Source organism: Geobacillus sp. WSUCF1, assembly GCF_000422025.1.
Classification (GTDB): domain Bacteria; phylum Bacillota; class Bacilli; order Bacillales; family Anoxybacillaceae; genus Geobacillus; species Geobacillus zalihae.
Genome location: NZ_ATCO01000072.1, coordinates 1 through 26226, shown reverse-complemented (window position 1 = coordinate 26226; position 26226 = coordinate 1). Strand labels below are relative to the sequence as shown.

The 26226-nt window shown below is 51.8% G+C and carries 20 protein-coding genes and 3 pseudogenes; 8 read left to right on the top strand and 15 right to left on the bottom strand.

Features of this window, described 5'->3' with window-relative positions:
* Nucleotides 1–139: 139 nt before the first annotated feature.
* The 4 genes and pseudogenes from ychF to I656_RS08400 all read right to left on the bottom strand — a co-directional run bounded on the left by ychF (nucleotide 140) and on the right by I656_RS08400 (nucleotide 4674).
* Entirely contained in the window at nucleotides 140–1240 is a 1101-nt protein-coding gene (gene ychF / locus I656_RS08390) for a redox-regulated ATPase YchF (RefSeq protein WP_013524881.1), read from the bottom strand.
* A gap of 239 nt (nucleotides 1241–1479) precedes the next feature.
* A pseudogene (locus I656_RS0115490) lies at nucleotides 1480–3502 on the bottom strand (molybdopterin-dependent oxidoreductase).
* 56 nt (nucleotides 3503–3558) lie between these two features.
* On the bottom strand, nucleotides 3559–3756 hold the full coding sequence (locus I656_RS08395; protein ID WP_011232948.1) for a DUF951 domain-containing protein: 198 nt from the start codon (nucleotides 3754–3756) through the stop codon (nucleotides 3559–3561).
* Nucleotides 3757–3768: 12 nt separating this feature from the next.
* Complete coding sequence (locus I656_RS08400; protein ID WP_013524883.1) at nucleotides 3769–4674, bottom strand: mechanosensitive ion channel family protein; 906 nt, start codon at nucleotides 4672–4674, stop codon at nucleotides 3769–3771.
* A gap of 186 nt (nucleotides 4675–4860) precedes the next feature.
* Between I656_RS08400 and yyaC the strand changes: the two genes are divergently transcribed.
* The gene (gene yyaC, locus I656_RS08405) at nucleotides 4861–5484 is read left to right on the top strand and encodes a spore protease YyaC (RefSeq protein WP_015376128.1); all 624 of its coding nucleotides are present in this window, start codon (nucleotides 4861–4863) and stop codon (nucleotides 5482–5484) included.
* 72 nt (nucleotides 5485–5556) lie between these two features.
* Here yyaC and I656_RS08410 read toward each other — a convergent pair whose 3' ends face one another.
* The 11 genes from I656_RS08410 to rpmH all read right to left on the bottom strand — a co-directional run bounded on the left by I656_RS08410 (nucleotide 5557) and on the right by rpmH (nucleotide 15508).
* The gene (locus I656_RS08410) at nucleotides 5557–6258 is read right to left on the bottom strand and encodes a DUF554 domain-containing protein (protein ID WP_033005544.1); all 702 of its coding nucleotides are present in this window, start codon (nucleotides 6256–6258) and stop codon (nucleotides 5557–5559) included.
* Nucleotides 6259–6312: 54 nt separating this feature from the next.
* Nucleotides 6313–7182 (bottom strand): ParB/RepB/Spo0J family partition protein, encoded by an 870-nt coding sequence (locus I656_RS08415; protein WP_033005541.1) that lies wholly within the window; start codon nucleotides 7180–7182, stop codon nucleotides 6313–6315.
* Nucleotides 7175–7936, bottom strand: coding sequence for a ParA family protein (locus tag I656_RS08420; RefSeq protein ID WP_011232953.1), 762 nt, complete (start codon nucleotides 7934–7936; stop codon nucleotides 7175–7177). Before I656_RS08420 ends, I656_RS08415 begins: the two co-directional genes overlap by 8 nt.
* A 125-nt stretch (nucleotides 7937–8061) precedes the next feature.
* Entirely contained in the window at nucleotides 8062–8907 is an 846-nt protein-coding gene (gene noc, locus I656_RS08425) for a nucleoid occlusion protein (protein ID WP_033005539.1), read from the bottom strand.
* A 159-nt stretch (nucleotides 8908–9066) separates the two neighbouring features.
* On the bottom strand, nucleotides 9067–9783 hold the full coding sequence (gene rsmG, locus I656_RS08430; protein WP_011232955.1) for a 16S rRNA (guanine(527)-N(7))-methyltransferase RsmG: 717 nt from the start codon (nucleotides 9781–9783) through the stop codon (nucleotides 9067–9069).
* A 23-nt stretch (nucleotides 9784–9806) separates the two neighbouring features.
* A complete protein-coding gene (gene mnmG / locus I656_RS08435) occupies nucleotides 9807–11696 on the bottom strand; it encodes a tRNA uridine-5-carboxymethylaminomethyl(34) synthesis enzyme MnmG (protein WP_011232956.1) in 1890 nt (629 codons plus the stop codon).
* 18 nt (nucleotides 11697–11714) lie between these two features.
* Entirely contained in the window at nucleotides 11715–13103 is a 1389-nt protein-coding gene (gene mnmE, locus I656_RS08440; protein ID WP_011232957.1) for a tRNA uridine-5-carboxymethylaminomethyl(34) synthesis GTPase MnmE, read from the bottom strand.
* A gap of 342 nt (nucleotides 13104–13445) precedes the next feature.
* Nucleotides 13446–14102: an RNA-binding cell elongation regulator Jag/EloR gene (jag, locus tag I656_RS08445; protein WP_011232958.1), complete on the bottom strand. Its 657-nt coding sequence runs from the start codon at nucleotides 14100–14102 to the stop codon at nucleotides 13446–13448.
* Entirely contained in the window at nucleotides 14099–14863 is a 765-nt protein-coding gene (spoIIIJ, locus tag I656_RS08450; RefSeq protein ID WP_011232959.1) for a YidC family membrane integrase SpoIIIJ, read from the bottom strand. The genes jag and spoIIIJ overlap by 4 nt, the downstream gene beginning before the upstream one ends.
* Before the next feature lie 74 nt (nucleotides 14864–14937).
* Nucleotides 14938–15303 (bottom strand): ribonuclease P protein component, encoded by a 366-nt coding sequence (rnpA, locus tag I656_RS08455; RefSeq protein ID WP_011232960.1) that lies wholly within the window; start codon nucleotides 15301–15303, stop codon nucleotides 14938–14940.
* A 70-nt stretch (nucleotides 15304–15373) separates the two neighbouring features.
* Nucleotides 15374–15508: a 50S ribosomal protein L34 gene (rpmH, locus tag I656_RS08460; protein ID WP_003253900.1), complete on the bottom strand. Its 135-nt coding sequence runs from the start codon at nucleotides 15506–15508 to the stop codon at nucleotides 15374–15376.
* Nucleotides 15509–15986: 478 nt separating this feature from the next.
* Between rpmH and dnaA the strand changes: the two genes are divergently transcribed.
* The 7 genes and pseudogenes from dnaA to I656_RS08485 all read left to right on the top strand — a co-directional run bounded on the left by dnaA (nucleotide 15987) and on the right by I656_RS08485 (nucleotide 25986).
* On the top strand, nucleotides 15987–17339 hold the full coding sequence (gene dnaA, locus I656_RS08465) for a chromosomal replication initiator protein DnaA (RefSeq protein ID WP_011229517.1): 1353 nt from the start codon (nucleotides 15987–15989) through the stop codon (nucleotides 17337–17339).
* A gap of 172 nt (nucleotides 17340–17511) precedes the next feature.
* Nucleotides 17512–18647 (top strand): annotated as a pseudogene (gene dnaN / locus I656_RS0115485) (DNA polymerase III subunit beta).
* A 188-nt stretch (nucleotides 18648–18835) separates the two neighbouring features.
* Nucleotides 18836–19066, top strand: coding sequence for a S4 domain-containing protein YaaA (gene yaaA / locus I656_RS08470; protein WP_012820418.1), 231 nt, complete (start codon nucleotides 18836–18838; stop codon nucleotides 19064–19066).
* An 11-nt stretch (nucleotides 19067–19077) separates the two neighbouring features.
* A complete protein-coding gene (gene recF, locus I656_RS08475) occupies nucleotides 19078–20196 on the top strand; it encodes a DNA replication/repair protein RecF (protein WP_012820419.1) in 1119 nt (372 codons plus the stop codon).
* Nucleotides 20197–20242: 46 nt separating this feature from the next.
* A pseudogene (gene gyrB / locus I656_RS0115480) lies at nucleotides 20243–22166 on the top strand (DNA topoisomerase (ATP-hydrolyzing) subunit B).
* A gap of 150 nt (nucleotides 22167–22316) precedes the next feature.
* A complete protein-coding gene (gyrA, locus tag I656_RS08480; RefSeq protein WP_011229522.1) occupies nucleotides 22317–24773 on the top strand; it encodes a DNA gyrase subunit A in 2457 nt (818 codons plus the stop codon).
* A gap of 145 nt (nucleotides 24774–24918) precedes the next feature.
* Nucleotides 24919–25986 carry an HD-GYP domain-containing protein gene (locus tag I656_RS08485; RefSeq protein WP_014194554.1) on the top strand — a complete coding sequence of 356 codons (1068 nt, stop codon included), beginning with the start codon at nucleotides 24919–24921 and terminating at the stop codon, nucleotides 25984–25986.
* The last annotated feature ends 240 nt before the right edge of the window (nucleotides 25987–26226 follow it).

The following is a 26226-nucleotide window of genomic DNA, read 5'->3' as shown; positions in this document are numbered from 1 at the left end:
TGATTATACCATGACCGACAACGATAAGCAAGGCAGTTTGCCGCATTCCGTCGGCGCAAACATCTTCCATCCGTATGGCCAAGCCAAAAACGGCCCCACGCCGTGACCTGCTGCATCCGCCCTGCCCTCGAACCAATGGTTACACGTTGAACCGGAAATGCATAATGTCGCCGTCTTGCACTTCGTAGTCTTTTCCCTCCAAGCGCACTTTTCCGGCTTCGCGCGCCGCCGCCATCGATCCAGCCGCGACAAGGTCATCGTACGACACCGTTTCCGCGCGAATAAACCCTCGCTCAAAGTCGGAATGGATGATGCCGGCGCATTGCGGCGCTTTCATCCCTTTGCGGAACGTCCACGCCCGCACCTCCTGCTCGCCGGCGGTGAAAAACGTCGCCAATCCGAGCAAGCTGTAAGCGGCGCGGATAAGTTGGTCAAGGCCGGACTGCTCGATGCCGAGCTCCTGTAAAAATTGCCGTTTTTCCTCATCGCTGAACTCAGCGATTTCCTCTTCGATTTTGGCGCAGACAACAATGACTTCAGCGTTGTCGCGCTTGGCAAACTCGCGCACGTCCTTGACAAACGGATTGCCGCTAGAGTCAGCGATATCTTCCTCGCCAACATTGGCGACGTAAAGCATCGGCTTTATCGTCAACAAATGCAGCTGCTTGACGACTTTCATCTCTTCATCAGTGAACTCGAGTGTGCGCGCCGGCTTGCCGGCTTCGAGCGTCTCCTTCAACCGCCGCAAAATGTCGTATTCAAACGCCGCCTCTTTATCCTTTTGCTTGGCGATTTTGCCGACCCGCTCGATTCGTTTGTCAATCGTTTCTAAATCAGCCAACACGAGCTCCAAATTGATCGTTTCGATATCGGCGAGCGGGTCGACTTTGCCCGCCACGTGGGTGATGTTTTCATCACTGAAGCAGCGGACGACTTGGCAAATTGCATCGACTTGGCGGATGTGAGACAAAAACTTGTTGCCAAGCCCCTCTCCTTTGCTCGCCCCTTTGACGATGCCCGCGATATCGGTAAATTCAAAAACAGTCGGCACCGTCCGCTTCGGCCGAAACATTTCCGTCAATACATCGAGCCGCTCATCGGGCACTTCGACGACACCGACGTTCGGCTCAATTGTGCAAAACGGATAGTTGGCTGACTCAGCACCTGCTTTTGTAATGGCGTTAAACAGCGTCGATTTGCCGACGTTCGGCAATCCGACGATTCCTGCTGTCAATCCCATTCGTTCCACTCCTCTTTCCCGTTCACATCTTTCCTCATTATATGGGCTGGCCAAGAAAATGACAAGCGCGCCGCAAGCGGGGAATGTTTCCTCTCCCACCCGCTTCAAAAAAGGCGGAAGTTTGCGCCCTTTTCCCAACACTTGGATGACAAAATCATCTTTTCGGATCAACAGCCTCAAACCGCATTTTGTCGTCGACAATATCTTTTTTCTACTGATCCGAAGCAACTGTGAACCGCTTACTTTGCTTCCGACGTGACTTTTTCAATATTGACCAAACAGTCATACAGCGTGCTGCCGCAGCCGTTATCCGACTCCAAATCGGACGTGAGGACGTTGACCGGCCCGCCGAACACTCCCCATTGTCCTTCGTCAATGTTGATCGTGCCTGGGTAGGCGCCATCAAGCATCTTGACCGTTCCCACGAGCGATCCACGGTCGTTGTAAACAAGCGCCCGGTCGCCATCGGCAAGACCTTTTGCCGCAGCAACATCAGCCGCTACCTCAATGCGGACTGTCTGAAGCGCTGGGATGAGCGGATAATGTTGCGAATGATTCGAACGGAGCGGATGGATCGTCAACAGCCGATACGGATATTTGGCGGCTAGTGCCGGATTGGACTCCTCCGATTCGGCCGGATACATGATTTGCAGCCGGCCGTCCATCCCTTTTTGCTTGGCGATGGTTGACGTAAATTCGTATTTTCCGCTTGGCGTTTGAAACCGGCGGTCGCGCCATGGCACCGGTTCGACAGGCAAAAGGACGCGGTGTTCTGTTTTCAATCGCTTCAGCGTAATGCCGTGATGCTCCAACGGCCGGAGCGCCATCGCAAGAAACTGCTCACGCGTATAGGCAAAATCATCCCCAAACCCGAGCCTTTTTGCCAGCTCCGTCCAAATCCACAAGTCCGGCTTCGCCTCACCCGGCGGGTCGACAAGCTTCGGCCCGTAGTTCAAATACGCATGGTACATCGATGAACAATAGACGTCTTCCTCTTCAAACGAAGCCGCTACTGGCAAAACATAATCAGCCATGGCAGCCGTATCGGTCATGAACTGCTCAAACACAACCACCGTTTCAACGGAAGCGAACGCTTTTTTCATCAAGTTCGTGTTCGGCACTTGAGCGAGCGGGTTGCCGCACGTGACGATCACCATGCCGATCGGTGGATCATTCGCCCGCAATATCTCTTCTCCCTGCTTCATCATCGTCCATGTGCGCGATGCCGTTTTCCGCTCTGGGAGCGTCAATGCGGCTTTATCAAAACACTCGCCCACCTGCAAGTTGCCAAAATTCGCCCCTCCACCCGGAATGCCAACGTTGCCGCTTGCGGCGACAAGGGCATCGATCCATCGGATTGTATTGCCGCCGTTCGCATAGCGTTGCATGCCAAGGCCAAGATACGTTGCGGTCGGCCGGTCCCCGTAAAGCCGGGCCAGCTCCGTCATTTGATCGCGGCTAACACCGGTATGCCGCTCAATCTCCGCCAACGAAATTGTCTGCAATAGTTGTTTGACATCATCAAACCCAATTGTATGTTGCTTGATAAAGGCCCGGTCCTCCAACCCGAGTCGAAGCAGCTCTTTCATAATGCCCATCGCCAAAAAAGCGTCCATTCCCGGCTTGATGCATACGTACTGATCGGCGATGCGCGCCGTCGGGCCAAACAGCGGATCGATGACCACAATGGTCGCCCCGCGTTTTTTCGCGGCAAGCAACCGCTCGAATAAATGCATGTTCGTGCGGGCGACGTTTCGCCCCCAAATGACGATGTGGCGGCTGTTGTCGATATCTTCTGGCGCATGGCTGTAGGCGTTGCCAAAATCCCATGTCTGCGCCTCAATGCCCGCGCCCCAGCAAAGGCTGCCGATAAGCTCTGTTGCCCCACCATAACAATTAAAAAAAACGGCGGTCCAGGTTTTTCAGCAGCCCGTTGTTGGCGTAATCATGGCTGTGAAGCACGGCTGTCGGCCCAAATTGTTCTTTCAACTTCCGCATTTTCCCGGCGATGTCATCAAGCGCCTCTTCCCAAGAAATGCGAACGAACTGCCCGTTTACTTTTTTCAACGGATAGAGAAGGCGTTCTTTGGCGTTTACCCGCTCTTTCAACATCCGCCCGCGTCCGCAAATGTTCCCTTTCGTGATGGGATGGTGTTCGTCGCCGTCAACCCGTACGACTTTCCCCTCGTTCACCGTCACCTTCAGCCCGCATACGTCCCAGCAGTTGAGCGGACATGATGTTACATGCGTCGTTCCCGTCATTTTCTCCCTCCCCTTCGCAACAAAAGAGCATGGCCTCGCCACCATGCTTCATTTGCTTATTCTTCATGCTTGACGAGCACTTTTTTCATTTTGCGGATAAACTCTTTGCGCGGCAACAAAACGCTATGGGCGCACCCTTCGCATTTAATGCGGATGTCAGCGCCCAAGCGGATCACTTTCCAACGATTCGTTCCACATGGGTGCGGCTTTTTCATTTCGACGATATCGTATAGGCCGAACTGTTTCTCCTCCATCGATCCACCTCCCTATGACAACGATTGCTCCCGTTGCGGCTTTGCCTCCGGCTGCTCTTGTCCGTCGCGGCGATGCAGCACAAGCCGCGGGTATGGGGTTTCGATTCCCCGTTCGTCCAACAGCAACTTCACTTCCTTGCGGATCGCCCGAGCGACCGCCAGATGGCGCATCGGCTTCGTTTCGCACGTGATGCGCAATACGACTTCTGAGCTGGCTAAATTTTGCACGCCAAGCAATTCCGGCGGGGCGACCATGTCTTCATACTTCGCCGGCAGCTGCGGAAGAAGCTCGCGGATGGCTTTCTCCGCCTCTTCAATGTCTTCTTCATAGGCGATGCTGACGTCAACGACAGCGAGGCTGTTGTGCAGTGAATAGTTCGTCACTTGAGTGATGCTGCCGTTTGGCAAAATGTGCACTTCCCCGGTCCAACTTTTAATTTTCGTCACCCGAAGCCCAATCGTTTCAACATACCCTTCAAAATTGCCGATGCGCACATAATCGCCGACCGCAAACTGGTCTTCAAAAATGATGAAAAATCCAGTGATGATGTCTTTCACTAAGCTTTGTGCGCCAAAACCCACGGCCAGCCCGACGACCCCAGCCCCGGCGAGCAGCGCTTTGACGGGAACGCCAAACGTATCTAAAATCATCAAGAGCGCAATAAAATATAGTACGTACGTAATGACGTTGTCGAGCAGCCGAACGAGCGTCGCCTCCCGCCGTTCGGAAATGCGGATCGGCGCCTTCTGTCGCACTTTGAACATGTTATGAACGGCAATTTTCAACACTTTCACCGCAATGGCGCATATGAGTAGGATGAGAACAATCTTCAGCGTCCCTTTTCCGATCTGGAGCCACAATTTCTCATCTATCAAAAATGCGAACAATCGGCTCATCGTTTTTTCCATCGTGTTCAACGTTGGCGACACCTCAATCTTTTTTCTTGTTCTGCGCTTTTATTTTAACAAGACCGGCCGCTGATTTGTAGCCCGATATCCCGTTATCGCGAAGAAAAGGCAAGAAAACGAACAATGAAATGTATATCATTCTTTTATTTTCCGTATACTGTTAATACTTTTGAAACGAAAGTAGGAGTGAAGCGAATGAGTATACCATCGATATTTTTCTCGTCCAAGGAGGAAAGGGACCGCGTGTTTTACGATGAGCAAGGGGCGGTGTCGTCGATCGCTTGGCGGGTCGCCTCACTGCTTCCCGACCCGCTCGTTCAGCCGGTCGCTATCGTTTGCATCGGCACAGACCGCTCGACCGGCGATTCGCTTGGACCGCTCGTCGGCACGATGCTCAAAGAGAAGCCGTTGGCTCGCTTCCACGTGTACGGAACACTCGAAGAACCCATCCATGCCGTTAATTTGGAAGAAAAGGTAGAAGCCATTCGACTCATTCATCACGATCCGTTCATGATCGCGGTCGATGCCTGCCTCGGGCGGCTGAAAAGCGTCGGCGCCATCACGATTGCCAAAGGACCGGTCCGCCCTGGGGCTGGGGTCAACAAACAGCTCCTTCCCGTCGGCGACGCCCATATTACTGGGGTTGTCAATGTCAGCGGGTTTATGGAGTTTTTCGTCCTGCAAAATACGCGCCTCCATCTTGTCATGAATATGGCGAAAACGATCGCCAATGGCATTTACGAAGCAGAGCGGTTCATCCTCCGAAAAGAGCGGCTCGCTGCCCCTCCGCTCTCAACAGACCGGCATTCATTATGGTAGGCAGCAAATCCCCCTCTTGGTCAGCTGTTCAAGGAGGGGATTTCTTTTCTGTCCGGCCAAAACAACCGGTCGTTAAACGAGTGAAAGAATGAAAACGGCGGCTGCCGTAATGAGAATGCTCGGCAGCAAATTGGCCACGCGAATGTTCGTCAAACCGAGCATATTGAGTCCAATGGCCATAATTAAAATACCTCCGGTCGCCGTTGATTCGGCGATGAACGAATCGAGCACTTCCTTCGGCACAAACCGTTCGATTTGCGTCGCCAACAGCGCGATGCTCCCCTCATAAACAACGACCGGCAAGGCGGAGAAGATGACGCCGATGCCGAGCGTCGTCGTCAAAATGACACTGGCAAAGCCGTCTAAAATCGATTTCGTATACAAGACGCTATGGTCGCCGCGCAGCCCGCTGTCAAGCGCTCCGACGATGGCCATCGCCCCGATGACAAACAACAACGTCGCGCTGACAAACCCTTTCGCGATGCTTCCTTGCCCGTTTCCGCTCACTTTCGCCTCGAGCCATTGACCGAGCTGGTTCAGCTTTTCCTCCCAGTTCCACCACTCCCCGAGAATGCCGCCGAAAACAAGGCTGAAAATAACAACGAGAAACTGTTCGCTTTTCATTCCCATTTGTATGCCAAGCAGCGCCACCGCAAGCCCAATCCCCCCCATCACCGTTTCCTTTACTCGCTCGGGGATGCGATGAAGCCATTTTCCAATCAACGCCCCGGCGATAATGCTCACTCCGTTGACAATCGTCCCTAACAACACCATGATGTCCAACCCTCTCTTGCAAAAAAATAAACCGGCCTTGATCAAAGGGCCGACTTACTCGTCGAACCGCACATCGAGCAGTTCTAATATTCTCTCTAAATCTTCCGGAGAAAAAAACTCAATTTCAATTTTTCCTCTTTTCCTCGTTTGTTTAATCGTGACGTTCGTCCCGAATTTTTCGCGCAGCAACGATTCGCTTTCCCGAATAAACACGCTTTTTTCCGGCGGTTTCCGCTTCGATGTTTCACGTGAAACATTTTCGTTCGCTTGTTGGATCAGTTTTTCAAGCTGGCGGACGTTCAACCCTTCGCGAATCGTCCGTTCCACGATCGATTTCATTTTGCTTTTTTGTTTCAGCCCTAAAAGCGCGCGGCCATGCCCCATCGAAAGTGTGCCGTCAATGAGCAGCTTTTGCACATCTAGAGGGAGGGACAACAAACGCAAATGATTAGCGATGTGCGGACGGCTCTTCCCAACACGGCTCGCGACTTCCTCCTGGGTTAAGTGCAGCTTGTCCATCAACATTTTGTACGCCATCGCTTCCTCGATCGGGTTCAAATCCTCGCGCTGCAAGTTTTCAAGAAGGGCGAATTCCATCATTTGCTCATCAGTCAACTCGCGCACCACGACCGGCACTGACGGCAAATTCGCCTCTTTGGCCGCCCGGTAGCGCCGTTCGCCAACGACGATTTCAAATCCGTTCGGTACACGGCGGACGATGAGCGGCTGCAAAATGCCGTACTGCAAAATCGATTGCTTCAACTCCTCAATCGCCTCAGGCTGAAACGTTTTCCGCGGCTGGTACGGGTTGGGATGAAGGTCGTGAATGCTTACTTCCCGCACCGTTTCCTCTTTCCCATTCAATTCATTGAGAGAAAGGTTGTCAAACAGCGCACTGATGCCTTTGCCGAGACCTTTAGCCACGTTCAAGCACCTCCTTCGCCAGTTCCAAATACACTTCCGCCCCCCGCGATTTCACATCGTACAAAATGATCGGCTTGCCATGGCTTGGCGCCTCGCTCAGCCGCACGTTTCGCGGGATGATCGTCTGGTACACCTTTTCGCGGAAATACTTTTTGACTTCTTGAATGACCTGCAAGCCTAGATTCGTCCTTGCATCAAGCATCGTCAACAGAACGCCTTCGAGGCGCAAATCATAGTTTAAGTGCCGCTGCACAAGCCGGATCGTGTTAAGCAGCTGGCTGAGCCCTTCTAACGCATAATATTCGCATTGGACAGGGATGAGCACGGAATTGGCCGCTGTCAACGCGTTGAGCGTCAGCAAGCCGAGCGAAGGAGGACAGTCGATAATAATGAAGTCGTATTTGTCTTTCAGCGGCTCGATCGCGTTTCTCAGCCGGATTTCGCGGGAAATGACCGAGACGAGCTCAATTTCTGCGCCGGCGAGCTGGATCGTCGCTGGAATGACGTATAAATTTTCGATGTCCGTCGGTCGAATGACATCTTTTGCTTTCATGTCGCCAATGATGACATTGTAAATGCATTCGTCGACATCGCCTCGCTCAATGCCGATGCCGCTCGTCGCATTTCCTTGCGGATCGGCGTCAACAAGCAGCACTTTTTTTCCAAGATGCGCCAAACAGGCCGATAAATTGACCGCCGTCGTCGTTTTTCCAACTCCGCCTTTTTGGTTTGCAATAGCAATGACTTTTCCCACGATGCCACCTACCTCTATCTCTTCCTCAATCCATTTTATTTTAGCACGAAAACAGGAAAATGACTTTGTTTTCTGAAAGAAAAAACCCCATCAGCAGTGCTTGATGAGGCAAAAGGTGACTTTCGTTATTTTTTCGCGATTCGAATCGTAATTTGATAGTAGTCATCGAATTCTTCTTCTTCAGATTGGACGGACACCCCGCTGCTTTCGACCATGGAAAGCGACTGGCGGATCGTGTTGACGGCGATGCGCATATCGCGGCTGAACGCCTTTCGCTTCGGTTTTGGCTTCCGTTCCCCCGCCTCGAGCAGCTTTAACACCCGATCTTCCGTCTGCTTGACATTCAACTGTTTGTCGATGATTTCTTGCAGCAGTTTCAGCTGTTTTTCTTTATCTTTCAAGGCAATCAACGCGCGCGCATGACGTTCCGTAATCGCCCGTTGCAAGAGCGCCTCTTGCACCTCTTGCGGGAGTTTCAGCAGACGCAGCTTATTGGCGATCGTCGACTGTCCTTTGCCGAGCCGCTGAGCGAGCGCTTCTTGCGTCAAATCATGGAGCTCGATCAATTTGGCGTACGCCATCGCCTCTTCAATCGGCGTCAACTCTTCGCGCTGTAAGTTTTCAATGAGGGCGACGGAGGCGGTTTCTTTGTCATTTAAGTTTTTGATGATCGCGGGGATTTCCGTCCAGCCAAGCTTTTGCACCGCTCTCCATCTCCGCTCGCCGGCGATGATTTCAAACCGTCCGTTCCCGCATTCGCGGACGACGATCGGCTGGATGATGCCGTGCGTGCGGATCGTCAGCGCCAACTCGTCGATCTTCTCTTCATCAAACATCGTGCGCGGCTGAAAGCGGTTCGGAATAATGCTTTTGACCGGAATGTGGCAAACTTCCTCCCGCTCTTGCTTTTCCTCCATTTCTTCCTGTTCTTTTTCTCCAAAGCTGAACAAGCGCGAAAATGGATGTTTCATCCCCCTACACCACCTTTGGACATACTTGGCCAAAATGTCTCTGTCTCGCCCGGCATACGCCGCCTTACAGTCGGTTTTTTGGCGCGGGACGAAGGCGGGGAGCGAAACAGCTTGTTTCTCTCTTTCAGCCGGCAAAGCCCTCCCCCGCCCGCAAAGACGCTACTGAATCGGTTGTTTGTTCGGCGTTCCCGGTTTGCGCGGGTATTGGTTCGGCGTTTTTCTCATTTTTTGGATGAAAATGATCGTTCGTTCGCCTTCGTCAAACGGCAACGTGAACGTTTCCGTCGCCGTCACTTCTCCGCCAAGCACAGAAATCGCCTTGTTTCCCTCTTTCAGCTCCTCGAGCGCCGAAGCAGCTTTCATCGCAATGAATGTCCCGCCCATTTTCACGAGCGGAAGGCAAAGTTCGACAAGCACTGGCATGCGCGCCACCGCTCTGGCCGTGACGACGTCAAATGATTCGCGCATCCCCTTTTGACGGGCGAACGTCTCAGCGCGTTCGTGGTAAAGCGCCACGTCCGCAAGCCCGAGCTCGGTGATCAGATGCTCTAAAAAACGGATGCGTTTTTGCAGCGAATCAACGATGGAAACGCGCAAATGCGGAAAACAAATTTTGAGCGGAAGGCTCGGAAATCCCGCCCCGGATCCGACGTCGCAAAGCGCAAGCGGCGCTGAAAAGTCGTAGTAAAAAGCCGGGGACACCGAGTCGAAAAAGTGCTTCACATAGACGCCGGGCTTGTCCGTAATAGCGGTCAAATTCATTTTCTCGTTCCACTCAACGAGCAGTTCGTAATAGCGCTCAAACTGCGCAAGCGCCCGGGAAGAGAGGAGAATTCCCCTCTCTTCGAGCATGGTTTGAAATTGTGTCGCCTCCATAAGCCAATCCTTTCCCTCATTGTTTATTCATTCGACACGCGCGCGATTCTTCCTTGTTCCAAATACACTAATAATATCGAAATATCGGCCGGATTGACGCCGGAAATGCGCGACGCCTGGGCGATCGAAAGCGGGCGCACTTGTTTGAGCTTTTGCCGCGCCTCGGTTGCAAGCCCTTGGATGGCGTCGTAATCGATATCTTCCGGGATTTTTTTGTTTTCCATTTTTTTGAGCCGTTCGACTTCTTGCAACGATTTTTGGATGTAGCCCTCGTACTTGATTTGAATTTCGACTTGCTCAGCCACTTCCGGAGCGATCTCCTCGTCAGCCGGCGCCAGTTTTCGGATGTGCTCGTACGTCATCTCCGGGCGTCGGAGCAAATCGGCGGCGCGAATGCCGTCTTTCAGCTCGCTTCCACCCGCTTCACGGATGACTTCCTGCACTTTTGGCGTCGGTTTGATGATCACCGTTTGCAGCCGCTTTTTCTCTCGTTCGATCGCCTCTTTTTTCGCCAAAAATTTTTGATACCGCTCTTCGGAAATGAGACCGATCCGATAGCCGAGCTCGGTCAGGCGCAAATCGGCGTTGTCATGGCGAAGCAAAAGCCGGTACTCGGCACGCGACGTCAGCAGGCGGTACGGCTCATTCGTCCCTTTCGTCACCAAGTCGTCGATTAAAACGCCGATATAGGCATCAGAACGGCTTAAAATGATTTCTTCGCGGCCGAGCGCACGGTGGGCGGCGTTAATGCCGGCCATAATGCCTTGGCCTGCCGCTTCTTCATAGCCGGACGTGCCGTTGATTTGCCCTGCGGTATACAAGTTTTTCACAAGCTTCGTCTCGAGCGTCGGCCATAGCTGCGTCGGCACGATGGCATCATACTCGATCGCATAGCCAGCCCGCATGAGCTGCGCCTTCTCAAGTCCCGGGATCGTCTCGAGCAGCTTGCGCTGGATATGTTCCGGCAAACTTGTTGACAACCCTTGCACGTACACTTCTTCTGTTTCCCGCCCTTCCGGCTCGAGGAAAATTTGATGGCGCGGCTTATCGTGGAACCGGACGACTTTATCCTCGATCGATGGGCAATAGCGCGGCCCGGTTCCTTTGATCATGCCGGAGTACATCGGCGACAAGTGCAAGTTTTCATCGATGATGCGGTGTGTTTCCTCCGTCGTGTACGTCAGCCAGCACGGCAGCTGATCAGTGATGTATTTTGTCGTCTCGTACGAAAACGCGCGCGGCTCCTTGTCTCCCGGCTGAATTTCCGTTTTGCTGTAGTCGATCGTCCGGCTGTTGACGCGCGGCGGCGTGCCCGTTTTGAAGCGAACAAGCTCAAACCCAAGCTCTTCTAAATGCTCGGACAGCTTAATCGACGGTTGCTGGTTGTTCGGGCCGCTCGAATATTTAATGTCTCCGATGATGATTTCCCCGCGCAAAAACGTCCCGGTCGTAATGACGACCGCCTTGGCGTAATAATGCGCCCCCGTGTGAGTGATGACACCTTTGCAAACGCCGTCTTCGACGATCAGCCGCTCGACTTTTCCTTGCAGAAGCGTCAAATTCTCTTGATTTTCGAGTGTTTTTTTCATTTCCCGCTGGTACAGCACTTTATCGGCTTGCGCCCGAAGCGCGCGGACGGCTGGCCCTTTGCCGGTGTTTAGCATCCGCATTTGAATGTATGTTTTGTCAATGTTTTTTGCCATTTCCCCGCCGAGAGCGTCGATTTCGCGCACGACGATTCCTTTCGCCGGGCCGCCGATCGACGGGTTGCACGGCATGAACGCGATCATATCGAGGTTGAGCGTAATGACAAGCGTCTTCGCCCCGATGCGCGCCGAAGCTAATGCCGCTTCGCAGCCGGCATGGCCAGCGCCAACGACAATGACGTCATACGTTCCTCCATGGTAATCCATATGGCATTTCCTCCTCGCTTATTTTCCTAAACAAAACTGAGCAAACAGCTGATCAATCAAGCTTTCATGGACCGTATCACCAATGATTTCGCCAAGCAACTCCCATGCCCGGCGCAAATCGATTTGGACGAGATCAACCGGCATGCCGGCGTCAATGCCGGCCAAGGCATCCTCGATCGCTGTTTTCGCCTGCTCGAGCAAGGCGATATGGCGAGAGTTTGAAACGTACGTCAAATCGCCGGCTTCCAGCTCACCCCCAAAAAACAGGTCAGCAATCGCCTTCTCCAGTTCATCAATTCCTTGTTCATGCAACAGGGATGTCCCCACGACCGGCCGGCCGGCCGCCAGCTCCTTGACCCGCTCCATATCGATCCGCCGGGGCAAATCGGTTTTATTCACAATGACGATGGCGTCCATTCCCTCGATCATGGCAAACAGCCGCTCGTCCTCTTCCGTCAGCGGTTCATGATAATTCAAAACGAGCAAAATTAAGTCGGCCCGCTTCAACATTTGCTGCGAGCGCTCGACGCCGATCCGTTCGACGACATCTTCGGTTTCGCGGATGCCAGCCGTATCGATCAAGCGAAGCGGTACGCCCCGGACGTTGACATATTCCTCGATGACGTCGCGCGTCGTCCCCGGAATATCGGTGACGATCGCCCGATTTTCATGGGCGAGCGCATTCAAAAGCGACGATTTGCCGACGTTCGGCCTCCCGATGATGACCGTTGCCAGCCCTTCGCGCAATATTTTTCCTTGTGCGGCGGTCGACAGCAGCTTTTCAATTTGCCCGCGCACATATTCCGCCTTTTCCCGCAAAAGGCGCGGCGTCATTTCTTCGACATCATCGTATTCCGGATAATCGATATTGACTTCAACATGTGCCAGCGTCTCCAAAATCGTCTGCCGCAACTCGCGAATCAATTTTGACAGGCGCCCTTCCATTTGCTGTAGGGCGACGTTCATCGCTCTGTCGGTTTTGGCGCGGATCAGGTCGATGACTGCCTCAGCTTGAGATAAATCGATGCGCCCATTTAAAAACGCCCGCTTCGTAAACTCCCCCGGCTCGGCGAGCCGCGCCCCGTTTGCCAGCACGAGCTGCAGCACCCGATTGACGGAAACAAACCCGCCATGGCAGTTGATCTCGACCACGTCCTCGCGCGTAAACGTCTTCGGTGCGCGCATAACTGATACCATTACTTCTTCAACGACCCGTCCGCTTTTCGGATCGATGATATGCCCGTAGTGGATCGTGTGCGATGGAACGTCTTTGAGCCGCTTTCCGCTCGGGCTGCGGAAAAGCCGGTCAGCGATCTCAACCGCTTGATCTCCGCTCAACCGAACGATGGCAATCGCCCCTTCGCCCATCGGCGTCGAAATGGCGGCGATCGTATCAAATTCCGTCAAAGCTGTTCACCTCTCTTTACTCCGCTTTCTCTATATCCACAGCCCGTTTTGGCCGCTTTTTTTCCTTGTGCATATTCACTTAGTTCAATTTTAACTTATCCACATGTGAATAACAATACGGCGCGCTCAACGCGGTTGTTGAAAAATATAAGCGGCGGCCGTCAAAAAAGTTGGTGGAAACTAGTGATTGCTTCACAATCATCTGGACGGATAGCAAAAAAGAGCGTTGCTGCGCTGTTTCCCCATTTGAAGAAGCTCTTGCTGGAGCGTTTCCCCCCATTTCCATCGCCAATCTTCCAGGCGGCGCCAATCCCGTAAAAAAAGAGGCCGCCTCTCTACAGTTTAGCGAGGCGCCTCTTTTTTCGGCGACATTTTGCCTGTTTTCGGAGCGACGACAATCGAACGGTGCGGATCAACGCCAACGGAATAGGTCAAGACGTGCTTGTTGTCAGCCAGCGCTGCATGGATGATCTTCCGTTCATGCGCCGGCAACGGCTCCAACCTTACTTCTTTTCCCGTCTTCACCGCCCGGGCGGCCAGCTTGTGCGCCAGTTCGATCAGCGCCTTTTCCCTTCGTTCGCGGTAATTTTCGACATCGACGGCAATCGACACGTATTCGTCAGCATGGCGGTTGGCGACGAGCTGCGCCAAAAACTGAAGAGCGTTTAACGTTTGCCCGTGCTTGCCGATCAATAGACCGACCGGCCCCCCGTGCACATGAAGCGTCACCTGCTTGCCGCGGCGGACGGCTTCGATGCTTGCCCCTTCCGCCCCCATTTGCGCGATGACTTGCTGCAAAAAGCGAACCGTCTCCTCAACCGGGTCGATTTTCAGCACGGCTTTCACAACCGCCGGCCGGCCGCCAAACAAGCCAAACCAACCTCTTTTCCCTTCATCGAGCACAACAATAACCGCACGCTCTCGAGGAACGCCAAGCTGCGCGAGCGCCAACTGCACCGCCTCTTCGACTGTCCGGGCAGTCGCGGTCACTTCTTTCACTTTTTCGCTCCTCCTGAATGGGCGGCAATCTCCGGCCCTTTAATGAGATACGTTTGCACAATGGAGAAAATATTTCCGACGACCCAGTAAAGCGACAAAGCAGCTGGGAAGTTGATCGCGAAAATGACGATCATAATCGGCATCATCCAAAGCATCATCGCCATTTGCGGGTTTTGCTGAGCGGAGCCGGCCATCATGATTTTCTGCTGGATGAACGTCGTCACGCCGGCAATGACCGGCAAAATGTAGTACGGGTCTTTTTCGCCAAGGTCAAACCATAAAAAATTATGTTGGGCAATTTCTCTCGTCCGCATGATGGCATGGTAAAATCCAATTAAAATCGGCATCTGGATCAAAATCGGGAAGCAGCCGGCCATTGGGTTGACGCCGTGCTTTTGGAATAAGAGCATCATCTCTTGCTGGAGCTTTTGTTGAGTTTGCGCGTCTTTTGAGCTGTATTTTTTGCGGAGCGCTTCAATTTCCGGCTGAAGCGCTTGCATCGCCTTCGCGTTGCGCGTCTGTTGAATCATCAGCGGCAAAATCAATAAGCGGATCAAAATGGTGACGACAATGATGGACAACCCAAAGCTTCCGCCGAGCAGCCCGGCGACATATTTGATCAGCCAAGAAAGCGGATAAACGATATACTCGTTCCAAAACCCCTTGCTTTCCGGGGTGATCGGTTTGTGAATTTCCGTGCATCCGGCCAGCACAGCCGCTAACGCACCGAACAAAATGATGAATCTGATTCGCCTTTTCACCTTCTTTTTCCTCCCACATATACAAGTTCACGTATGTATTTTACCATCTTTTTTTTGCCGCGTGGAGCATTTTTTCAAGCCGAATGCGACGGTTGGCCTCCTTTTTTCAGCCCTCCGGATTTCCGGAGCACATGGATTAAACTTTTTTTTACTTCCGCATAATTCATCTCCGCCACCGGCTGCCTAGCGATCACGACATAATCTTTGCCAGGGGCAATCTCCTCTTTCAATTCGAGGAAGCATTGGCGGATGTAGCGCTTGATTCGATTTCGGACGACAGCCTTGCCGAGTTTTTTGCTGACAGACAGCCCGATGCGAAAATAAGGCTGCTCCGGGCGGTCAAGCGTGTAGATGACAAACTGGCGGTTGGCCGTTGAAGCGCCCCTCTGAAACACTTCCTGGAACTCTTCGTTTTTCTTGATCCGATACTTTTTTTTCATTCTCCCCAAACACTCCATTTCCCGGCGGCAAAATATTGAGAAAAAAGACCACTGAAACTTCAGTGGCCTATTATGCAGACAAAACTTTTCTTCCTTTGCGGCGGCGGCGCGCCAACACTTTTCTGCCGTTTCTCGTGCTCATGCGCGCGCGGAATCCGTGCACTTTGCTTCGTTTCCGTCTATTCGGTTGATACGTTCGTTTCATCTATGACACCTCCCTAGGGAATAACAGTTACGGGCAGTCTTTCTCATTATATTGAACAATCTTAGCAAATGTCAACCGCCTCTTCGTTTTTCCAACTTTGATCAGCGCTGTGGATAAATTTTTTCTCCCTATCAACAATCCACAACATTTATCGACATTTTTTTCACATGTTCAATGGTGTGGATAATGATTTTTTCACACCCTGTCCATTTTGTGGATAATCAAAAAAATCCCGTTGCAACAAGCCGCTTTATTTGCTATTATTATTGTGTTTTCACTATGGATAATTATGTGGATAAGATGAGTCTATCCACATTTTGTGGATAGATTGTGGATAGTTTTTTCACAACGCGTTAATAATGTTACCCACAGATGGTGGATTTTGTCGAAAAGCTTCTTTATTTCCTTAATATGCTTTTTCCACAAACTTATTTTTTTAAACAAACGATCATCCTCTGACTTAAGGGAGGGGCAACGGGTGGAAAATATCCATGACTTATGGGATCGCGTGCTCGCGGAGATTGAACAAAAAATCAGCAAGCCGAGCTTTGAAACTTGGCTCAAGTCAACAAAAGCCCACTCTTTACGAGGTGACACGCTCGTCATCGTAGCCCCGAACGAGTTTGCTAGAGATTGGCTTGATTCTCGCTACTCTCATTTGATTGCGGAAACGATCTACACCATCACGGGCGAAGAATTGGCCGTCAAGTTTATCATTCCGCCAAATCAGGATGATGAAGAACTAGAGTTCCAGTCATCTAAGAAAAAGCAACGGAAACCGTATGAAGAGACAAACGATTTCCCACAAAGCATGTTAAATCCGAAATACACGTTCGATACGTTTGTCATCGGCTCCGGCAACCGGTTCGCCCATGCCGCTTCATTGGCGGTCGCTGAGGCTCCGGCCAAAGCATACAACCCCTTGTTTATCTATGGCGGCGTCGGACTTGGAAAAACACACTTAATGCACGCGATCGGCCATTACGTGATTGAACATAACCCATCGGCGAAAGTGGTCTATTTATCTTCAGAGAAGTTTACGAATGAGTTTATTAACGCCATCCGAGACAACCGCCCTGACGACTTTCGCAACAAGTACCGGAACGTTGACGTCCTACTGATCGATGATATTCAGTTTTTGGCCGGAAAAGAACAAACGCAAGAAGAATTTTTCCATACGTTTAATACGCTGCACGAGGAGAGCAAGCAAATCGTCATCTCAAGCGATCGACCGCCGAAAGAAATCCCAACACTCGAAGACCGCTTGCGTTCGCGCTTTGAGTGGGGGCTCATCACCGACATTACGCCGCCTGATTTGGAGACGCGGATCGCTATCCTCCGCAAAAAGGCGAAGGCGGAGGGGTTTGACATTCCAAACGAGGTAATGCTTTATATCGCCAATCAAATTGACTCGAACATCCGCGAGCTTGAGGGCGCTCTCATTCGCGTCGTCGCTTATTCGTCGCTCATCAACAAAGAGATCACCGCTGACTTGGCAGCAGAGGCATTGAAAGACATCATCCCGAGCGCAAAGCCGAAGGTAATCACGATTCAAGACATTCAGCGCGTTGTTGGACAGCATTTCAACATCAAGATGGAAGATTTTAAAGCGAAAAAGCGAACAAAATCGGTCGCGTTCCCTCGGCAAATTGCCATGTATCTCTCCCGCGAACTGACCGACTGTTCGTTGCCGAAAATCGGCGATGAATTTGGGGGACGCGATCATACAACCGTCATCCACGCCCATGAAAAAATATCAAAGCTTTTGCAAACCGATACGCAGCTGCAAAGGCATATACAAGAGATTCAAGAAAAGCTGAAGCAACTGTGAACAACTGTCTCAGTTTTATGCACAGCTTATCCACATGTGGACAGGCTGTGCTTGCTTCGCTTTTTTTGTTTATCCACATACTAACAAGCCATACGACTAGTACTACGGTTTTTGTTTTTATATTTTCATAATTTATTTCCGACGATCTAAAGAAACAGGGAGGAACAGCAACGTGAACATTTCCATTGACCGCGAAGCGTTGGCCAAGAGCGTCCAAGACGTGATGAAAGCCGTATCGACAAGAACGACGATTCCGATTTTGACCGGAATCAAACTAACAGCAACCGCCTCGGGAGTAACGCTGACCGGAAGCGATTCCGACATTTCAATTGAATCGTTTATTCCGCTTGAAAAAGAAGGCAAGTTGCTCGTTGATGTGAAAAGACCGGGGAGCATCGTACTGCAGGCGCGCTTTTTCTCTGAAATCGTGAAAAAACTGCCGCAACAAACGGTGGAAATCGAAACGGAAGACAACTTTTTGACGATCATCCGCTCGGGGCACTCAGAATTCCGCCTCAATGGCTAAACGCCGACGAATATCCGCGCCTGCCGCAAATTGAAGAAGAAAACGTGTTTCAAATCCCGGCTGATTTATTGAAAACCGTGATTCGGCAAACGGTATTCGCCGTTTCTACATCGGAAACGCGCCCAATCTTGACAGGTGTCAACTGGAAAGTTGAACATGGCGAGCTTGTCTGCACAGCGACCGACAGTCATCGCTTAGCCATGCGCAAAGTGAAAATTGAGTCGGAAAATGAAGTATCATACAACGTCGTCATCCCTGGAAAAAGTCTTAATGAGCTCAGCAAAATTTTGGATGACGGCAACCACCCGGTGGACATCGTCATGACAGCCAATCAAGTGCTATTTAAGGCCGAGCACCTTCTCTTCTTTTCCCGGCTGCTTGACGGCAACTATCCGGAGACGGCCCGCTTGATTCCAACAGAAAGCAAAACGACCATGATCGTCAATGCAAAAGAGTTTCTGCAGGCAATCGACCGAGCGTCCTTGCTTGCTCGAGAAGGAAGGAACAACGTTGTGAAACTGACGACGCTTCCTGGAGGAATGCTCGAAATTTCTTCGATTTCTCCGGAGATCGGGAAAGTGACGGAGCAGCTGCAAACGGAGTCTCTTGAAGGGGAAGAGTTGAACATTTCGTTCAGCGCGAAATATATGATGGACGCGTTGCGGGCGCTTGATGGAACAGACATTCAAATCAGCTTCACTGGGGCCATGCGGCCGTTCCTGTTGCGCCCGCTTCATACCGATTCGATGCTTCAGCTCATTTTGCCGGTGAGAACATATTGACCCACCGCCCTCCTATTGGCGAAAACCATTCAGCTTCAAGGGCAAAAGCCGCCCGACAACGCTGCTTTTTCTCAAGTCCGATGAGAAGGCGGGCAACATCTATGCCCATCCTTCTCATCGGCTTTCTTTGCGAGTGGGCGGATTTTCCGGTAAAATAAAAGAATAGGCAGTTTGAAGGAAAGCGAGCGATGACACGGATGGAACAACGGGTGACGATTACAACGGAAACGATTACGCTGGGGCAGCTTTTGAAACTTGTGCGATTGATCGATACTGGCGGTGCGGCCAAATGGTTTTTGCAGGAACATCACGTGCTTGTCAATGGAGAACGGGAAAACCGGCGCGGGCGAAAGCTGAGAGACGGCGACCGGATCGACATTGAACCGTTTGGCACGTTCGTCGTCGTAAAAGCGGAGTAGGTGAAGGTTCGGTGTTTTTGACCAACTTAACGTTGACGAATTACCGGAATTATGAGTATGAAACGCTGAATTTCGGCGAGGGCGTGAACGTCATCTTAGGAGAAAATGCCCAAGGAAAGACGAACATGATGGAGGCCATTTATGTTTTGGCTATGGCGAAGTCGCACCGCACGTCCAACGATAAAGACCTTATCCGTTGGAATGAAGAGTATGCTAAAATAGAAGGAAGAGCGGAAAAACGAAGCGGGTCGTTAACGCTTGAGTTGCTTATTTCAAAAAAAGGAAAAAAAGCAAGATGCAACCATATTGAACAGCAACGGCTCAGCCAATACGTCGGCCATTTGAATGTCGTCATGTTCGCTCCCGAAGACTTGAATTTAGTCAAGGGAAGTCCGCAAGTGCGGCGCCGATTTGTCGATATGGAAATCGGGCAAGTGTCGCCTGTGTATATACATGATTTGAGCCAATACCAAAAGCTGCTGCAACAACGCAATCATTACTTAAAAATGATGCAGGCGCGCGAGCGGAGCGATGAGGCGGTTCTTGATGTGTTAACTGAGCAGCTTGTATTGCTGGCGGCCAAAATTACGCTGCGGCGCCGCCAGTTTTTGTCGCTGCTTGAGCAATGGGCGATGCCAATCCACTATGAAATCAGCCGCGGCGCCGAACAGCTTTGCATCCGATACGAACCGTCGGTCGACGTATCAGAAAAGGCGGAATTGTCGAGAATAGTAGAAGCATACAGTGAAACGTTCGCCGCCATGAGGGAACGGGAAGTTCTGCGGGGAACAACGTTGGTCGGCCCGCATCGCGATGACATCGCGTTTTTCGTGAATGGAAAAAACGTGCAAACTTTCGGTTCCCAGGGGCAACAACGTACAACCGCGCTAGCGGTCAAGCTGGCAGAACTTGAGCTCATCTTTTCCGAGTTAGGCGATTACCCCATTTTATTGCTGGATGATGTGTTGTCAGAACTTGATGACTTTCGGCAAACCCACCTCCTTGATGCCATCCGGAAAAAAGTGCAAACTTTTGTCACAACAACAAGCATTGACGGCATTAAGCACGATATCATTCAAGAAGCGGCTATTTATCGAGTCCATTCTGGTTCGGTAACCGCTCCTTCTTGACCGCGAGACCGTTGAACGTTTGCAAAGAAAGCGTAGGTGATCAGGCATGACAATGGAACAACGGGTTGAGCAGACGTACGATGCAAGCCAAATCCAAGTGCTTGAAGGCCTTGAAGCGGTCCGCAAGCGCCCGGGGATGTACATCGGCTCGACGGGGCCGAAAGGACTGCACCATCTCGTTTGGGAAATCGTCGACAACAGCATCGACGAGGCGTTGGCGGGCTATTGCACAAACATCGATGTGACGATCGGCAAAGACAACAGCATCACCGTCGCCGACAACGGGCGTGGCATTCCGGTTGACATTCACGAGGCGACCGGGCGTCCCGCCGTCGAAGTCATTATGACCGTCCTTCATGCCGGTGGGAAATTTGGCGGAGGGGGCTATAAAGTGTCCGGCGGCTTGCACGGCGTTGGCGCTTCGGTCGTCAACGCCTTATCGGAATGGCTCGAAGTTTACGTCTATCGGGATGGAAAAATCCATTACCAGCGGTACGAGCGCGGAGAACCGTGCACCGACTTGCAAGTCATCGGCGAGACAGACCGGACCGGAACGACGACCCGTTTTAAGCCGGACCCGGAAATTTTCACTGAGACGACCGAATTTGACTATGAAACGCTGGCCACTCGGTTGCGTGAGCTCGCCTTTCTAAATCGCGGCTTAAAAATCACGCTGACGGACGAACGGGTTGACAGCCGAAAAAACGAATATGTTTACGAAGGCGGCATTCGTTCATACGTCCGTCATTTGAACCGAACACGAGAAGTGCTGCACGAAGAGCCAATTTATATCGCTGGCGAGCGTGACGGCATTGCCGTAGAAATCGCCTTGCAGTACAACGACGGCTATACGAGCAATATTTATTCGTTTGTCAACAACATTCATACGCATGAAGGCGGCACACATGAATCTGGCTTTAAAATGGCGCTGACGCGCATTATCAATGATTACGCTCGCAAGCAGCAAATTTTTAAAGAAAACGACACGAATTTGACTGGCGAAGATGTGCGCGAAGGGCTGACGGCCATCGTGTCGATCAAGCATCCATCGCCGCAGTTTGAAGGGCAAACGAAAACGAAGCTCGGCAACAGCGATGCGCGCACGGTGACCGACGCTGTCTTTTCCGAACAATTTGAAACGTTTTTGCTTGAAAATCCGACGATTGCCCGAAAAATCGTCGAAAAAGGCATGATGGCGGCGCGGGCGCGGCTGGCGGCGAAAAAAAGCGCGCGAACTGACGCGGCGCAAAAGTGCGCTTGAAATTTCCAATTTGCCGGGCAAACTGGCTGACTGTTCGTCAAGAGACCCGTCGATCAGCGAGCTGTACGTCGTCGAGGGCGATTCGGCCGGCGGCTCCGCGAAACAAGGGCGCGACCGCCATTTCCAAGCGATTTTGCCGCTGCGCGGGAAAATCCTTAACGTGGAAAAAGCGCGCTTGGACAAAATTTTGTCGAACAATGAGGTGCGGGCGATTATTACCGCCCTTGGCACGGGCATTGGCGAAGAGTTTGACATCTCAAAGGCGCGTTACCATAAGGTCATCATCATGACCGACGCCGATGTTGACGGGGCCCATATTCGCACGCTTCTTTTAACATTTTTTTACCGTTATATGCGGGAATTGATTGAACACGGCTACATTTATATCGCTCAGCCGCCGCTGTATAAAATCGAGCAGGGAAAACAGGTGCGTTATGCTTACAACGACCGCCAGCTTGAGAAAATCCTTGCCGAGCTGCCGGACCAGCCAAAACCGACGATTCAACGCTATAAAGGACTGGGCGAAATGAATCCGGAGCAACTTTGGGAAACGACGATGAATCCGGAAACGAGAACGTTGCTGCAAGTGAGCTTGCAAGACGCCATTGACGCAGATGAAACGTTTGAAATTTTAATGGGCGATAAAGTTGAGCCGCGCCGCCAGTTCATCGAAGAAAATGCCCGTTATGTGAAAAACTTGGACATTTAGGATAAAAAAAGAGGGAATCAGCCGCCCTCCTCGCTTCACCTTGCCGACGGGGACACCCGGCGCGCGAGCGAAGCGGCGCCCGCCGTCCGTCCGCGTCCGCCTGGCCGGGCGGTCCGGACTGGAGGAGGTTTCAAAGGGAGGTTTGAACGAATGGCAGAACACGAACAACCGCGCATCCGCGAAGTGAACATCAGCCAGGAAATGCGTTCTTCGTTTCTTGACTATGCGATGAGCGTCATCGTTTCGCGCGCCCTGCCGGACGTGCGCGACGGGCTGAAGCCGGTGCATCGCCGCATTTTATATGCCATGCACGACCTCGGCATGACTGCCGATAAACCGTATAAAAAGTCGGCTCGCATCGTCGGCGAAGTGATCGGGAAATATCATCCGCACGGGGATGCCGCCGTGTATGACACGATGGTGCGCATGGCGCAAGATTTCAACTACCGCTACATGCTTGTCGACGGACATGGCAACTTCGGATCGATTGACGGCGACGCGGCAGCAGCGATGCGCTACACGGAAGCGCGCATGTCGAAAATCGCCATGGAGCTTTTGCGCGATATCAACAAAGACACGATTGACTATCAAGACAACTATGACGGTTCGGAAAAAGAACCGGTCGTGCTGCCGTCCCGGTTTCCTAATTTGCTTGTCAACGGTTCATCCGGCATCGCTGTCGGAATGGCGACGAACATTCCGCCGCACCAGCTTGGCGAAGTGATTGATGCCTTGTTGGCATTAAGCCAAAATCCGGAGATGACGGTTGCCGATTTGATGGAATACATCCCAGGACCTGACTTTCCAACCGCTGGACAAATTATCGGCCGCAGCGGCATCCGCAAGGCGTACGAAACGGGTCGCGGCTCCATTACATTGCGCGCCAAGGCCGAAATCGAGCAGCAGCCAAACGGCAAGGAAACGATCATTGTGACCGAGCTCCCTTACCAAGTAAACAAGGCGAAACTGATCGAGCGGATCGCCGAACTTGTGCGCGACAAAAAAATTGACGGCATCACCGACTTGCGCGACGAGTCGGATCGGAGCGGCATGCGCATCGTTATCGAAGTGCGGCGCGATGCCAACGCGAAGGTTGTGTTGAACAATTTGTACAAACATACGGCATTGCAAACGAGTTTTGGCATCAACATGCTTGCTTTGGTAAACGGCGAGCCGAAAGTGCTGAACTTAAAAGAGTGTTTGGAGCATTATTTAAACCATCAAAAAACCGTCATCCGCCGGCGGACGGCGTTTGAGCTGAAAAAAGCCGAGGCGCGTGCTCACATTCTGGAAGGGTTGCGCATCGCCCTTGACCATTTGGATGAAGTGATCGACCTCATCCGCCGCTCACAGACAACGGAGGCGGCGCGCGAAGGGCTGATGGCGCGGTTCTCACTCAGTGAACGGCAAGCGCAGGCGATTTTGGATATGCGCCTGCAACGGTTAACCGGCCTTGAGCGGGAAAAAATCGAACAAGAATACCAAGACCTTGTCCGTCTGATCGCAGAACTGAGAGGCGTATTGGCCGACGAAGAGAAAGTATTGCAAATCATTCGCGATGAACTGAGCGAAATTAAGGAGCGGTTCAACGATGAGCGGCGCACGGAAATCGTTTCAGGAGCCGTTGAGCAGTTCGATGACGAGGATTTAATTCCACAAGAGCATGTCGTCATCACGCTTACTCATAAAGGCTACATCAAGCGCTTGCCTTTATCGACGTACCGGAGCCAAAAACGCGGCGGACGGGGCGTGCAAGGCATGCATACGGCGGAAGACGATTTTGTCGAACATTTGCTCATTACGTCGACTCATGACACCGTGCTGTTTTTCACGAATAAAGGGAAAGTATATCAGGCAAAAGGCTACGAGATTCCGGAATTCGGCCGCACAGCCAAAGGGCTGCCCATCATCAACTTGCTTGAGCTCGATAAAGATGAGTGGATCAACGCCATGATTCCGATTGAAAGCGAGTTTAGCGATGAACGCTACCTCGTGTTTGCGACAAAGCAAGGAATTGCCAAACGTTCCCCGCTTTCAGCGTTCGCCCATATTCGCAACAACGGGCTTATCGCCATCCATTTGCGCGAAGGGGATGAACTGATTTCTGTCCGGCTGACGGATGGCAAAAAGCATTTGATCATCGGTACGAAAAACGGCATGCTCATCCGTTTTCCGGAAACCGACGTGCGGGCGATGGGCCGCAGCGCGACTGGAGTCAAAGCGATCACGCTTGATGACGGGGATGAAGTAGTTGGCATGGAAATTTTAGAAGACCATCATGATGTGCTTGTCGTCACGAAAAAAGGGTTCGGCAAGCGCACTCCGGCCTCGGAATACCGCGTGCAAAGCCGCGGGGGCAAAGGATTGAAAACGTGCAACGTCACGGATAAAAACGGTCCTGTCGTTGCGGTGACAACCGTCGTCGGCAATGAAGACGTCATGGTGATCACGACCGGCGGCGTGCTCATTCGCATTGCCGTCAGCGATATTTCTCGGACGGGAAGAATCGCCCAAGGCGTTAAGCTCATTCGCCTCTCTGGCGAAGATGGGCATGAGTGCGTCGCTACGGTGGCGAAAGTGCCTGAGGAAGAAAGGGACGAGGAATAAAGAAGAAGATCATTCAGCCTAACGGAAACGGCGCTTCGCCTATAGGCGCGGGGCGTCGTTTTTCTGTTTCAAAAGCCTGCCATCGCGGCCAAAATCATGTTACGATAGAAATACAGAGAAAAAAAGACAAAGGGGGCACTAATCGATGGTCCGTGTGAAACGCTCCCAGCTTCGCGAAGGATGCGTGCTCGCTGAAGATGTGCTCGGCAAGACGAAACGTCCAATTATACCGAAAAACACCGTGATCACGAAACCGTTGCTACTCGTACTTGAAAAATTCCTCGTTGAGGAAGTGGACGTTGAACCATTGCTTGCTAACGGTGAACCATTTCCCAACGTCGATTCCGCATCAACGGCGGTTGCCAAACAGCCGATGGCTTTCTACTTAGAGGCGGTCCAACGATACAAAACATGGTTTCAATCGTGGCAAGCCGGTTTGCCGGTTGATATCGGCGAAATCAGAGGGGTCATCATTTCGCTTTTTGAACGAATGGCGGGCCAAAAACGGGAGTTGCTTATGTTGCATCATTACGCAACAAAGGACGAATATTTGCACCATCATGCCGTCAGCGTCGGGCTGCTCGCGGGCTTTTTGGCCATGCAGCTTGGATACAGCGAAGGGGAATGCCACCAAATCGCCCTTGCCGGTGTGCTAGCAGACTGTGGCATGGCGAAAGTAAGTAAGAGAATTTTGACAAATCCGTCGGCGCTCACTGAAGCCGAGTTCAATGAAGTAAAGCAGCACCCTGTCTTCAGCTACCGCATGGTGCAAAAAATCCCTGCGCTAAACCATGGGGCAAAACTTGCTGTGTTGCAACATCATGAACGAAATGACGGCAGCGGCTACCCGCTCGGAGTAAAAGCAGAAAGAATTCACCCTTACAGCCAGATCGTTGCCGTCGCTGATGTCTACCATGCCATGACTTCAGAACGGTTATACCGTCGCAAACAGTCGCCGTTTCGGGCCATTGAAACGATGCAAAGGGAGCAGTTCGGCAAACTGAGTACAGAAGCTGTCGCCGCGCTGGTGAACAATCTCATCGGCCTACAAACAGGAGCCGTCGTCAAACTCTCCAACGGCGAAATGGCTGAAGTGATGTTTATTCCTTCGGACGAGCCAGCCCGGCCGATCGTCAAGATCATCGAAACCGGACAGTTGCTGTCACTAAGCGTTCAGCGGGACATATATATCGAGGAAATGGTGCAAGGTTGATCAGTGTCAGTTCCAAAAAATACTATTGCCTAAACAACATCCACATGATACAATCAACATTGCTTGTGACGGTAAAGAAATAAAAAAGTTGTTGACTTTTCGTTGTCCATGGGTTATTATTTAATAGCTGTCATCATTAAGGGACAGCGAAAAAGCTCCTTGAAAACTAAACAAAACGCAAGCGTCATAAGAAAAGCGGAGGCGCCGTAATTTCGCCTAAAGGCAGCCCGCGTCCTGCGG